General features: G+C 71.7%; 10 protein-coding genes and 1 pseudogene. 7 read left to right on the top strand and 4 right to left on the bottom strand.

The features are described from left to right. Positions 1-111 precede the first annotated feature (111 nt). From HNV26_RS05340 to HNV26_RS05310, 7 genes and pseudogenes are all read left to right on the top strand, one after another. Positions 112-1,911 (top strand): annotated as a pseudogene (locus HNV26_RS05340) (OmpA family protein); the annotation flags it as partial. Continuing rightward, positions 1,911-3,077, top strand: coding sequence for a FecR family protein (locus tag HNV26_RS05335; RefSeq protein ID WP_253816258.1), 1,167 nt, complete (start codon positions 1,911-1,913; stop codon positions 3,075-3,077). The pseudogene HNV26_RS05340 and the gene HNV26_RS05335, both read left to right, overlap by 1 nt. A gap of 72 nt (positions 3,078-3,149) precedes the next feature. Continuing rightward, positions 3,150-4,607 carry a CHASE2 domain-containing protein gene (locus HNV26_RS05330; RefSeq protein WP_171440714.1) on the top strand — a complete coding sequence of 486 codons (1,458 nt, stop codon included), beginning with the start codon at positions 3,150-3,152 and terminating at the stop codon, positions 4,605-4,607. Positions 4,608-4,694: 87 nt separating this feature from the next. Beyond that, a complete protein-coding gene (locus HNV26_RS05325) occupies positions 4,695-6,479 on the top strand; it encodes a GGDEF domain-containing response regulator (RefSeq protein ID WP_171440713.1) in 1,785 nt (594 codons plus the stop codon). Positions 6,480-6,517: 38 nt separating this feature from the next. Further along, positions 6,518-7,099 carry an aspartyl/asparaginyl beta-hydroxylase domain-containing protein gene (locus HNV26_RS05320; protein ID WP_171440712.1) on the top strand — a complete coding sequence of 194 codons (582 nt, stop codon included), beginning with the start codon at positions 6,518-6,520 and terminating at the stop codon, positions 7,097-7,099. Beyond that, positions 7,089-7,295, top strand: coding sequence for a Nif11 family protein (locus tag HNV26_RS05315; protein WP_171440711.1), 207 nt, complete (start codon positions 7,089-7,091; stop codon positions 7,293-7,295). Before HNV26_RS05320 ends, HNV26_RS05315 begins: the two co-directional genes overlap by 11 nt. Continuing rightward, positions 7,286-8,284, top strand: coding sequence for a sulfotransferase family protein (locus HNV26_RS05310; protein WP_253816257.1), 999 nt, complete (start codon positions 7,286-7,288; stop codon positions 8,282-8,284). Before HNV26_RS05315 ends, HNV26_RS05310 begins: the two co-directional genes overlap by 10 nt. 188 nt (positions 8,285-8,472) lie before the next feature. Here the strand turns inward: HNV26_RS05310 and HNV26_RS05305 are convergent, their stop codons facing one another. The 4 genes from HNV26_RS05305 to HNV26_RS05290 all read right to left on the bottom strand — a co-directional run bounded on the left by HNV26_RS05305 (position 8,473) and on the right by HNV26_RS05290 (position 12,958). Next, positions 8,473-8,970, bottom strand: coding sequence for a DUF6232 family protein (locus HNV26_RS05305; protein WP_171440710.1), 498 nt, complete (start codon positions 8,968-8,970; stop codon positions 8,473-8,475). Further along, positions 8,963-9,376 (bottom strand): DNA-binding transcriptional response regulator, encoded by a 414-nt coding sequence (locus tag HNV26_RS05300; protein WP_171440709.1) that lies wholly within the window; start codon positions 9,374-9,376, stop codon positions 8,963-8,965. Before HNV26_RS05300 ends, HNV26_RS05305 begins: the two co-directional genes overlap by 8 nt. Before the next feature lie 122 nt (positions 9,377-9,498). Further along, the gene (locus HNV26_RS05295) at positions 9,499-10,857 is read right to left on the bottom strand and encodes a sigma-54-dependent transcriptional regulator (RefSeq protein ID WP_171440708.1); all 1,359 of its coding nucleotides are present in this window, start codon (positions 10,855-10,857) and stop codon (positions 9,499-9,501) included. Beyond that, positions 10,847-12,958: a two-component system sensor histidine kinase NtrB gene (locus HNV26_RS05290; protein WP_171440707.1), complete on the bottom strand. Its 2,112-nt coding sequence runs from the start codon at positions 12,956-12,958 to the stop codon at positions 10,847-10,849. Before HNV26_RS05290 ends, HNV26_RS05295 begins: the two co-directional genes overlap by 11 nt. Positions 12,959-13,073 lie beyond the last annotated feature (115 nt).

Genomic DNA, 13,073 nt, shown 5'->3' with positions numbered 1-13,073 from the left:
CCACTGGGACACCGACGGCTCATCGTTTCTTGAGTCGGTCATCCGCCGGTGACAACCTTCGCGGCTCCTCGGCGGGGCCCGTCCCAGCCTCGACCTTCCATGCGCATTCCTCACTTCACACCGTCCTCACCGCGCAGCTTCCTTCGCCGCGTGACACGGCTCGCCGCCTCGTTGTTGCTGGTGGCTACGGCCACCGCCAGCGCCCAGCCCGCTGCGTCGCAGGCCATCGACGTGCAGCAGTACAAGCCGGCCCCGGGTGCCCATGACGTGCTCGGCATGCATGGCGCGCGCATCGCGCCGCACCTTTCCTGGAACCTGGGCGCGTCGCTCAACTACGCGAATGATCCGCTCAACCTCGTGGACCCGCGAGCGGACCGGTTCCTCTACCGCATCGTGGACAGCCAGCTCACGCTGGACCTGATGGGCGCCATCTCCCTGTTCGACCGGGTGGAGCTTGGCGTCGCGCTGCCCATCTCCCACACGACGTCTGAACCCGCCGCCGCGGTGGCGCCGGACCTGTCGAACGGCGTGGGGACCACGGGCGTGGGTGACCTGCGGCTGGTGCCGAAGGTCCGCCTGCTCTCCACCGACATCGGCATCCACCTGGCGGTGACGGCGCCCCTGACGTTGCCCACGGGCGGCGGCTCGAAGTTCCTGGGCTCGGACACGGTGACGTTCCAGCCGCGCTTCGTGGCGGAGTGGGCCACCACCGCCGTCCGCCTGCTGGCCAACGTGGGCTTCAACGTCCGCCGCGAGGAGCAGCTGCGCAACCTCCGCGTGGGCAACGAGTTCGCCTACGCGGTGGGCGCCGAGGTGCCCCTCACGCAGGCCCTCACGGCGCAGGCCACCCTCGCGGGCGCGCTGGGCCTGAAGGAGACGAGCGCCGAGGAGCGGCCCATGGAAGTCCTGGCCGCGCTGAAGTACCGCTTCACTCCGGGGCTGGCCGCGCATGTGGGCGCGGGCCCGGGCCTGTCGCGGGGCTATGGCACCCCGTCCTTCCGCGTGCTCGCGGGTGTGGCCTGGACGCCGTTCGAATCCAAGGGAGGCCCCGCCTCCGCCGCGCCGGTCTGCGACCTGGGGCCCGAGGACTTCGATGGCTTCCAGGACGACGACAACTGCCTGGACCCGGACGACGACGGTGACGGCATCCCCGACATCACCGATGTGTGCCCCACCGAGCCGGAGAGCTTCAACGGCTTCCAAGACGAGGACGGCTGCCCGGACGACCCGAACGCCCACCAGCCGCCCACCGAGGCGGGCCAGCCCGCACCGGCCCCGGCGCCCCTGGCGCTGCCGCCCGCGCCGGTGGATACCGACCAGGATGGCGTCGCCGACGCGGAGGACCTGTGCCCGGCCGAGCCGGAGGACCTGGACGGCTTCGAGGACGAAGACGGTTGCCCGGACCCCGACAACGACCAGGATGGCATCCCGGACGCAGAGGACCGGTGCCCGCTGGAGGCGGAGACCATCAACGGCGTGAAGGATGACGACGGCTGCCCGGACCCGGGCAAGGCGCAGGTGCGCGTGGAGGGCGCGCGCATCGTCATCCTGGACAAGGTGTACTTCGGCACGGGCCAGGACGTGATTCTGGCCAGGTCCCACGGCCTGCTGCGGCAGGTGGCCGCCACGCTCAAGGCGAACCCGCAGCTCCAGATGGTCCGTGTGGAAGGCCACACGGACGACCAGGGCAATGACGCGAAGAACCTGGACCTGTCCCAGCGGCGGGCGAGGAATGTGGTGGCCTTCCTGGTGAAGGATGGCATCGCGGCGCAGCGGCTGGACGCGGTGGGCTATGGTGAGGCGAAGCCGGTCGACACCAACGAGACGGCCAAGGGGCGCGAGAACAACCGGCGCGTCGAGTTCAACATCGTGAAGGTCGCCGAGCCTTCGACGGGAGGAGGCACGCGTTGATGCGGACAGCCCCTTGGATGATGGCGGTGATGTTGGCGGGTCCACCCGCGCTCGCCGCGCAGACGCAGGCGCCGTGCGGCGGGCTGCGCTTCGACAGCGGCCGGATCGTGTTCGGCCGGCCGCTGGCCCCCCAGGGCGCGGAGACGGACGCGTGCCTGGCGCACGTGGCCCAAGCGCTCCTGGCGCGCCCCGCCATCCGTTCCGTGACGGTGGCGGCGAAGCTTCCGGACGCGGACCGGCTGGACGGCCGGGGCCTGGCCGCGGCGAAACGGGCCGCGGATGTGCTGGTGGCGGCGGGCGTGCCCCGCACGCGCGTGTCCGCCATGGCGCCACCGTCCGTGGAGGGCGAGCCCGCACAGCTCCAGTTCGCCTACGTGGAGCGGCCCGCACAGCCCGCGGTGGCCCGGCTACGGGCGGCCAGCGGCGCGGTGGAGGCCGGCGCGACGGAAGCCCGACTCCTCGCGCGGACGGTGGGTGACTCGCTCTACCCGGGCGAGCTGCTGCGCACCGGCGCGGACGCCCGGGCGGAGCTGGCCCTGGCGGACGGCAGCATGGTGCGCGTGGTGGAGAACAGTCTCATCAAGGTGGGCGCCATCGAGCTGATGGCGAACCTCCAGCGCAAGGTGCAGTTGGACTTGCTGCGAGGCACCGTGGAGACGGACGCGGCGCCGGGTGGCGCGGGCTCCATCTTCGAGGTCCGAACGCGCGGCGCGGTGGCCGGTGTGCGGGGCACCCGGTTCCGCGTGTCGGCCCAGGACGACGGCACCAGCCGGCTGGAAACACTGGAAGGCAAGGTGGCCCTCAGCGCGGAGCAGGCCGAGGTCGAGGTGTCGGGCGGACATGGCTCGCGCGCGAAGCCGGGCTCGCCACCGGAGCCGCCTCGCCCGCTGTTGCCAGCGCCCACGCTGGTGGGCCCTCGGGGAGGCGCGTTCGCCACGGCCCCGAAGGTGTCCTGGCGGTCGCTCGAGGGCGCCGCGACATACCGCGTGGAGGTGGCCCGCACGGCGGACTTCGCCGCGAGCGTCCAGACCTATGACAGCGCCAGCCCGGAGCTGGCGATTCCCGGGCCCCGCCACGGCAAGTGGTTCTGGCGGGTGATGGCCGTGGACCCAGACGGCTTCGTGGGCTTCCCCTCGAAGATCTACGCGTTCGACGTCCCGCCCTGAGACTGTTGCGTTGCGTGCGCCCACCCGCGCACGCATGATGGCCGGGCCCTGCCTGACAGCAGGCCCCCGCCCATGGACTCCAGTCCCGCCGAGCCCCACCGCCGCGACGGTCTCCGTCTGCCCTCGCCCGCCGTATTGCGGGTGCTGGGTGCGTGCGTGGGCATCGCGCTGGCGGGGGCGACGGCGGCCACCGGCGGCGCGCCGGGCTTCCTGGAGCGCTCGCTCTACGACCAGGCGGTGAGCCGGCTGCTGCCCGCCGTGCCGCCGAGCGCGGACCTGGTGCTGGTGGAAGTGGATGACCGCGCCCTCGCGACGCTGGGTGAGCGTTGGCCGCTTTCACGCACCACGTGGGCACGCGCATTCCAAGCGCTCGCCGCCCAGCGCCCCGCCGCGGTGGCGGTGGACGTCGTCTTCGACCAGCCCGGGCCGCGTGATGCGTTGGAAATGGGTGAGGACATCCTGGAGGCGCTCCGCCGCTCTGGACTGACGGAGCAGCCCGCGGGTGAAGCCTTGGCGGCGGACCTGGAGGCCCGGCTCCTCGCGCGCGACGGCGATGCCCGGCTGGCCGAAGCGATCTCGGAAGGGAACGGTGTCGTCCTGGGAGCCGCGGCGCTCACGGACGACGTCCCGGTGATGGCGCCCCTCCAGGATGGCGCCCTGGGCACGCCGCTGGCCCTGCCCCCCCACGCGCTGCGGCTCCAGGCCCAGGAGGTGGCGGGGAGCATCGCGCCCCTGCGCATGGCGGCTCGGGGCAGTGGAACCCTCAACATGCTGGTGGACGGTGACGGCGTCATCCGTCGCTATCCCTACGCCGTGGGCGTGAGCGGACAGGCCTGGCCTTCGCTGGCACTGGCCACCGCGCTGCACCTGACGCCCGAACGGGCGGAGCCTCTGCGGAAGCTGGCGGCATGGGACCACGGCGCACCCTTGATGCGGCTGCCCGCGCCCGACTGGCTTCCCCGGGTGAGTCTGGCGGACCTGCTCCACGCGGACCCGCGCTCGGTGGGCTTGGACCTGGCGCTGCGAGGCAAGACAGTGTTCGTGGGTGTCACCGCCACGGGGCTGCATGGACAGAGCACCCTGCCCGGCCAGGTGGCGGTGCCCGGCGTGGAGATTCACGCCTTCGCCCTGGACAACCTGCGGTCGGGCCGGCTGATGCGCTCATCCGGACTGGTGGCGCTGCTGGGCGTTCTGGAGACCGCGGTGGTGCTCGCGGCCTTCGTCTGGCTTTGCCGCCGCGCGCGCACGTCCGGCGCGGTCCTCCGATGGGCGGTGACGCTGGCGATCCTGCACACGGCGCTGGTGGCGTGGCTGGCGTCGGACCCGGGCTGGGTGATTCCGCTGGTCCCCTCGTGGGTGGGCCTCATGCTGATGCTGGTGGTGGACGCGGCGTCGCGCGCGCAGGAGATGGGCCGGCAGCGAGGCGCCCTCCGCCGGCTCTTCATCCGCTACCCCCAGGCATCGGTGGAGCCGACGGCGCCGCGGCGAGACGCCCAGCGCGCCCGCGCCGACGCAGCGCACCAGGACTAGCAGGTGGCCAAACAACCGCTCCGGGCGAACCCGCGCCACACGAAGCCTTGAGCCAGGCAGCAGCCGTGGCAGCATCCTCGCTCCCGCATGCGCCGCTACGCCCTCATCGCCGAGCCCGATCCACAGCGAGCCGCTGGCCTCTTGTCCCTGATGACGGAGGAAGGCCTGGAAGGCGTCGTCGCCAAGGATGGAGCGGAAGCCCAAGATGTCGTGCGCCAGCGCGGTGCGCCCCTGCTGCTCGTCACGGACCTGGCGCTGCCCCGGCTGGACGGCTTCGCGTTGCTGACGTGGCTCCGGGAACAGGAGGACTCCGCCGCAACGCAGGTCGTGGTGGTCACTGCCTTCGACGAGCTGCGCGTCCGCGCATGGCAGCTCAAGGAGGCGCTGGGCATCCATGCGTTGCTCAGTCGCCGGGCCTCCTCGGAGGTGATGCGGGACACGCTGCGTCGCGTACTCGCGGGGCAGCTCGCGCCACAGCCGCCTCCGGCGGAGGGGGCCGCGGAGCAGGAGCGGCAACGGCTGGCGAGCATCGCGGCCATGCACCTGGTCGACAACGGACCGCCCGAGACGGAGCTCCAGCAGCTCGTGAAGGAGGTCGCCCAGGCCTTCGGTGTTCCCGTGGCGCTGCTGACGCTGGTGCTGGGCGAGCGCCAGTGGTTCAAGGCCCACGTCGGCCTGCCACCCGCCCTCGCGAAGGACCGGGGCACGCCGCGCGACTGGGCGTTCTGTCACCACGTGGTGCAGGGGCGCGAGCCGCTCGTCGTACCGGACGCCCGGCGCCATCCCTACTTCCGTGACAACCCGCTGGTGCGCGATGGCATCGTGGGCAGCTACGCGGGCGCACCGCTGCTGACGTCCACGGGCGAAGTCCTGGGCTCGCTGTGCGTCATCGACACGCGCCCGCTCGTCCTGGGAGCCGAGGACCTGGCCGCGCTGCGGGAGCTCGCGAACCGTGTCGCGGAGGACCTGGAACAACGGGCCCGGATGAAACCGGCCACCGGAAAGGCCCCGGCAGAGCCCGCGCTCACCGAAGCGTCGGCCCTGGGGCTCCTGCGTGATGCGGTGCAGGCCCTGGATGTCGCAGCCCTGCTGGTGGCGCCTGGACGCAAACCCCACGCGTGCAACACCGCGATGACGGACCTGCTGGGCCTGCCGCCGGAGCCCTTCCCGGCCATGTCGTTCGATGCCTTCTGCCAGCACGTCGCGGGACTCACCGCGGACCCGGCGAGCACGCTGCGGCAGCTCGACCTGGCCTCCGAATCGTCGCGAGGCCTCCGCCTGACGCTGGTCCTGGAGCGGCCCCAGCCGCACCGGCTGCGCTGGGTGGCGCGGCCCTTCCCCATCCCTGGCGGCATGGCGCAGATGCTGACGCTCGCTGACATCGGACACATCCGGCCAGCCCGTGAGGAGCGGGAGCGGCAGCACCGGGTGGACGCGCTGACGGGACTGGTGTCGCGGCGCGCGGGCGAGGAACGGGTGCTGCGCGAGATTGGCCGCTGCCGCAGGGATGGCATGCCCTTCAGCGTGCTGCTCGCGGACCTTGTGGGACTGGGGCGCATCAACGCGACGCGAGGTTTCGACGCGGGGGACGCCACGCTGCGAGATGGAGCCCGCACCATCGAAGCCCTGGGAGTCCCTGGAGGCTTCGCGGTGCGCTGGGAAGGCGGGGCGTTCCTCCTGGCCCTTCCTGGCGTGGACGCGGCGCGGGCCGAAGCACTGCGCCAGAAGCTGCGCGACACCCCTGGCGCACCCGATGTGGTGTCCACCACCGTCACCGTCGAGGGCGAGGAAGACCCCCAGGGAACGCTGGCCCGAGCCCAGGCAGCGCTCATCCGGGCCAAGACGGGACACCGGCCACTGCGGCTGGCATGAGCCACGCTGGAACCGTTCACCGCGACGAGGAGCACCGCATGTCGACGCCCGTTCCCGACCGCCTCCGCCTGCCCTTCCACTTCGACGTCGCGCCGCTCCAGCAGGAGCTCGCGGCGTTGCCCGCCGAGGCGTGGGTTCCCCACTTCAACAAGCGCGAATACGAAGGCGAGTGGAGCGGCGTGCCCCTGCGCTCCATTGGCGGCATGGAAGGCCGCATCTATCCGGATCCGACAGGGCGCGAGCGCTACGCCGACACGCCCCTGCTGGCGCGCTGCCCCGCGCTCCGCGCCGTGCTGGCCACGTTCCAGTGTCCCATCGGCGCCGCGCGTCTGCTGAAGCTCGCGGCGGGCGCGCGCATCCGCGAGCACACCGATTACAACCTGGGTTACGCGGACGGCGAGGTGCGTCTCCACGTCCCCATCACCACGCACCCCGACGTGGCCTTCTTCCTTGGCGGCGAGCGAGTCATCCTCCAGCCCGGTGAGTGCTGGTACCTGGACTTCAACCGTCCCCACCGGGTGGACAACCCCAGCGACACCGACCGCGTCCACCTGGTGCTGGACTGCGACGTGAATGACTGGATGCGAGACGTCTTCATGAGGGCCGTGAATGAGCGCTGAGGCGTTTGAACGATTCCGTCTCCGCGTCCTGGAGGACGCCACGCTCCAGGATGCACTGCGCGAGACTCCGGACACCCCGGCCTTCGTGGCACGCGCCATCCAACTGGGCGCCGCGCACGACTGTCACTTCAGCGCCGAGGACATCCACGAAGCCCTGCGCGCGGCCCGCCGGGACTGGCGGCAGCGATGGATATGACACCAGACCTCGAAGGCTGGATGCCCGCGCGCATCCACCTGGACGGCGGACAACCGCGGGTGGACTGGTGCCACCTGGGAGGCCAGCGATTCACGGAGCCATTCTTCAACGAGACGCTGGAGCGCAGGCTCCGCCACCCATTCGCCCTGCTCTTCCGGCATCAGACGTCCATGGACGCGCTGGTCGCACGACATGCCGCGAAGCCCGGCCTGCCAGTGCGCGGGCTCGTCTTCCACATGTCCCGTTGCGGCTCCACGCTGGTGGCGCAGCTGCTGGCCGCGCTGCCGCGCCACGTCGTGCTGTCCGAAGCCGGACCCGTGGACACGGTGCTGCGCGCGCACCAGTACGTGCCAGGCGTCACGGACACGCAGCGCATCGAATGGCTGCGCGCGGTGGTGGGAGCCCTCGGACAGCAGCGGCATCCGGAGGAGCACGCGGTGTTCCTCAAGCTGGACGCGTGGCACGTCCTGGAGCTCCCGCTGCTCCAGCGCGCCTTCCCCGGTGTGCCGTGGATGTTCCTCTACCGGGATCCGGTCGAGGTCATGGCGTCGCATCAGAATCACCGGGGCGCGCACATGTTGCCGGGACTGCTGAACCCCGCGCACCTGGGCCTGGAGCCCGGGCAAATCGCAGGCATGCCCCTGGACGAGTACGGCGCGCGCGTCCTCGCGGCCATTTGCGAAGCGGGCCTCCAAGGCTATCGCGCGCGGACAGCCCAGGCGCGGCTGATGGACTACCGGCAGCTCCAGCCGGAAGGACTGCGGGTGCTCACGGAGCTGTTCGCTCTCGAGCTGACGGACGAGGACACCCCGCGCTTGCGCGACGTCCTGGAGCGGAACGCGAAGAACCCCGTGCTGCCCTTCGAGGACGACACGGAGGAGAAGGCGCGCCGCGTCTCATCGCATGGGCGGGCCCTGGCGGAGCAATGGGGCCGTCCCATCCACGATGCGCTGGAAGCCGAACGCCTGCGCGGGGATGTCGTGCCGTAGCACGAGACACCTACGCCGGCGTCACTGGGCCAGGGCTGCCTTCTCAGCGCGACCTGGCGCTGGCGGCCCCCGCCTCCGCGCCATGCCCAGCTGAAGTCTCGCGTCGCTCCCGCAGCGATGGGCGGCTCGCGCAGTATCGCCACCGCGCGACCACGTCCTGGCGTCGGCCCGCCCTGCTCCCGCTGCGCTCAGTGCCGGCCCCGCGCCGCGACGGCGTCCTGGATGAGCCCGGCGAGCAGCTTGAGGGACTTCGGGTCCTTGCTCGCGCGCACGCGCCAGGAGCCGGCGCGGGTATGCAGCACCAGCCGGTACGACTCCTCGGCGAGGACGAGCCGCGCGATGCACCCGAAGATGATCATGACGACGGCGATCAGCGCCGCCTCGTAGACGCCCTTCGCCGTGCTGCTGGAGACGGACAGCGCGGACAGGGCCGGCAGCCCCACGCTCATGCACAGGCCCAGCGTGGCCAGCACGGGGACCATGCGAGGCGTGCGCCGCACCGTCTCCACCCGCTGGACGTCCGCGAGCAGCAGCATCCTGCCCCGGGCGACGATCCGCTCGGTCGTCACCCGCAGGCCGGCGTCCTGGAAGAGCGGCACTTCGGAAGGAGCGGGCGGCGCAACCAGCGGGCGGTCCGGAAACGCGGGAGTGGCGGGCACCGCGGACACGGCGAGAGGCTCAATCATGGGGCGACTCGGTCGACGGCGGCACGGCCCCGCCGGGAGAGATGAATACGGAACTCGGATGACCTGGAACGTGGGCCAGCAACACCCGGCGCAGCTCACCGAGCGGCCCGCCCAGCGCGAAACAGTCGCGGGCGCCCAGCCGCAGGGCGAGTCCCATCAGCCGCTCATCGGCGAAGGGCAGCAACACGATGATGGGCCCCTGGGGCGCAAGCTCCCGGGCGCGCTGAAGCCGACGCTGGAGACTCTCACCGCGCTCGACGTGGACGAGCACGAGGTCCGGACACCCACCGGCCGGCGCGCCCGACTCCAGCGCGATGCCCAGCTCGGCCAGCACGTCCATCAGGAGCGAGCTGAGCGACGCATCCCCTCCGAGCAGGAGGGCACGGGCGATGGACGAGGACTTCACGTTGCAACATCAAGCAATGCCCATGCCCGCTGTCCCCGCCCCGAGAGTCCGGGCAACGTGCGGGCGAACCGTTGCATCACGCCAGACGTCCCTGGCGGATTACCACGGTGTCTCGCGCGCCCCTACCCGCGCTCCCGCTCGCGGCGGTGGATGGTGGACACATCGATGCCGAGCACCTCCGCGGCGCGCGTCTTGTTCCCGCCGCAGCGTGTCACCATCCACGCGATGTACTCCGCCTCCAGCCGCCGCAGGGGCCACAGCGCGTGCTGCGCCATCACCAAGGGCTGCACCTCCGGCGCCTCGGGTGGCAGGTGTGGGCGCAACTCCTCCAGCCCCACGACTTCGCTCGCCACCATCACCGCCAGCCGCTCTATCAGGTTCTCCAGCTCACGCACGTTTCCCGGCCAAGGCAAGGTCGCGAGCGCGGCCACCGCCTCCGGAGCCAGGGACTGCATGCGGGAGCGAGGGTTGCGCGCGCGGGCGCGAGCCGTGAAGTGCTCCACCAGCAAGGGGATGTCCTCGCGCCGCTCCGCCAGCGGAGGCAACAGCAGCGTCACGACATTGAGCCGGTAGAACAGGTCCGCGCGGAAGCGGCCCTCGCGCACGCGGGCGTCCAGGTCCTGGTGCGTGGCGGCGACGATGCGCACGTCCACGGTGCGGCTGCCGTCGGCGCCCACCGCGCGCACCTCGCCGTCCTCCAGGACGCGCAGCAGGCGAGCCTGGAGCTCCAGCGGCATGTCGCCAATCTCGTCCAGGAACAGCGTGCCCCCATCCGCCTCCACGAAGAGGCCGCGGCGGGCGTGGGTCGCGCCGGTGAAGGCCCCCTTGAGGTGACCGAACAGCTCGCTCTCCAGCAAGTCATGTGGCAGCGCCGTGCAGTTGACCGCCACGAAGGGCCCGGAGGCGCGAGGCCCCTGGAAGTGCAGCGCGCGCGCCACCAGCTCCTTGCCCGTGCCGCTCGGGCCTCGCAGCAGCACCGCCGCCTGGGCGTAGGCCACGCGGTCGATGAGCTCGTAGAGGTTCCGCATCGCCGCGCTTCGGCCCACCAGCGCCCCCAGCCCGCTGCGCTCGGCGGCGGCGCGCCGCAGGGCCCGGTTCTCCGCCTGGAGCCTGCGCTCCTTCAAGGCACGCTCGAGGAAGAGCAGCACCTCATCCAAGCGGAAGGGCTTGGTGAAGTAGTGGTACGCGCCGCGCTTCATCGCCTCCACCGCGCTCTCCACGCCGCCGAAGGCCGTCATCATCAACACGGGGATGTCCGAGTCGAGCGCCCGCACGGCCTCCAGAACGTCCAGGCCGTCCACCCCTTCCATGCGCAAATCACACAGCACCGCGTCGTAGGCCTGTGCGCGCGCCATCCGGATGGCCTCTTCGCCGCCCGTGGCCAGGTCCACGACGTAGCCCGCGTCCGTGAGGGGCTCCCGCAGCATGAGGCCCATGTCCACGTGGTCATCAACGACCAGGATGCGTCCTTCAACCGACATACCGCTCCTCCGCGCTGGGCTTCGCGATGGGCCAGAGCACCGTGACGCAGGTGCCCCGCCCCTCCTCGCTCTCCAGCTCCAGCCGGCCACCATGGTTGCGCACGACGTGAGCCACCATCGTCAGGCCCAGTCCCGTGCCCTGTCCCCGCTTCTTGGTGGTGAAGAAGGGGTCGAATACCTGATTGAGGTGCTCCCGCGGAATGCCGCAGCCGTCGTCGCGGAGGGTGAGCGCCACCAGCCCCCACGGCTCCGCCTCTGGCACCGCCGCGGACAGCGTCACCTGCCCGCCCTCGCCACACGCGTGGCAGGCGTTGAGCGCCAGATTCACCAGCACCTGCTGGAGCTGGTCCGGATCCGCGGCCAGGGGAGGCAGCGTCTCCGGAACGGTCACCTCGAAGCGAACCCCGCGCCGCTCCACCTCCATGCGCAGCAACTCCTGGACGTCCCGGAGCAGGGAGATGAGCGGCACCGGCCGCACCGCCGTGGGCTGGAGGCGCGAGAAGTCCAGGAGCTGCCGCAGCGTGCGGCTCACCCGGTCGATCTGCTCGATGATGACGGCGATGCCAGGCCCCTGCGGGTGCTCCCGGCCCAGCTTGCCCAGCACGTACTCCGCGCGCCCACGCACCACGCCCAGCGGCGTACCAATCTCATGCGCGATACCGGCGGCGAGCACGCCTACCGTGGCCAGCTTCTCCGCGCGCAGCAACTGCGTCTCCAGCGCGCGCACGTTGCTCAGGTCCTCCACCACCAACAAGGTCTGGACCTCCGGGTGGCGCGCCTCCAGCGGCACCGCGTGGAGATTGAAGCGGCCCTCCTCACCGAAGAGCACCAGCGTCTCACCCAGGATGCCATGGGCGCGCGACTCGCTCGCGGCGGCCTCCACCAGGGCGCGAATCCGGGACACCACGGGTGCCGGTGCCTGGGGGAACGCCGTCTCCAACGGCGCGCCGATGGCGTCCGGAGGCATGCGCTCGCGGAGCACCTGGTTCACCGCGCTGATGCGCCCGTCCACGGTGAGCGCCAGCACCCCGGAAGGAATGTGGTCGAGAATCTTCTGCGTCTTGTCGTGCAGGTGCGCCAGTTGGTCCGCGTGCTGGCGGCTCTCTCGCAAGGCGGCCGCGCGGCGCTGCGCCAGCACCACGTACACGGCGAACGTCACCAGGAAGAGCGCCACGAGCAGCGCCGCGGCCAGGAGCCGCCAGATGAGGGCCTGCTGATGCGCTCGCAGCGTCGCGGTAGACACCAACGTGGCCGCGGCCCAATGGCTGCCACCGCGGACGCGGATGGGCGTGAACACGGCGATGGCCTCCGAGCGGCCCAGGCCCAATCGCTCGGCCTCCTCCGCGCGCAGCGGCAACGCGCCGCGCTCCCCCTCACGCATGCGGGCCACCAGCGTCGTGAAGCCCGGCACCAATGAGGAGCCCTCCGCCTCCAGCCGCCGGAACCAGTCCGCCAGGGTGGCGTCGCTGGCGGAGGTCGGCTGGCCATAGGTGCCCAGGAGCAACAGCCGCGCGTCCGGGTCCGACGTCACGATGCGCAGCGGTGTGAAGAACGATGTCGTGTCGACGAGCACCGCCACCGCGCCCTCGGGCCGGCCTTGCTCATCCACGGGCAGCGCCGTGGCCATGACCCGCAGCGAGTCCAAGCCGCCCTCCTCCATGGGAGGCGACAACGTGACGTCCCCCGGCGGCCGCAGCAGGGCCCGCCGGGCCGCCTCCGCCATCTGCGCCAGCACGGGCGCTCGCGCCACCTGCTTGCCCATGCGCCGGTCCAACATGCGCAGCCATTCCTTGCCGCTGGCGTCGTAGGCGATGAGGACCTTGTACTGGCCCACCGCCTCCAACAGGGCCCGCATCTCCCGCCGGTGCTCCGCCAACGTGCCGGGCTGGGACATCAGCTCCCCAGCGAAGCGCAGGTCCTCCGCCACGTCATCCAGCGTCTCCGCCACCCCGCGCGTGGCCTCATCCAACTGGGCCTGGCGCTCCACCGCGAACTGGTGCCACTGCGCCTCCCGGTTGCGCTCCAACAGGGTGAACACCCCCACCCCCACCGTCGTGAGGGCGACACAGAGCAACAGGATGGGGACGAGCGCGTACCGCATGGCCCGCGGAGTCTAACCGCCAGCCCCTCCCCAACCCCTTGAAATAGCAGGGAAATTAGGAGGCTCGGCGGCCCGGGGGCCGACTTTGGCGATTGACACTCCGCGTCGGGCGCTG

Origin of the sequence: Myxococcus xanthus, assembly GCF_013116825.1 — a bacterium.
GTDB lineage: Bacteria > Myxococcota > Myxococcia > Myxococcales > Myxococcaceae > Myxococcus > Myxococcus xanthus_B.
The sequence above is the reverse complement of the archived record's forward strand: the minus strand, read 5'-3'. Positions and strand labels throughout refer to the sequence as shown.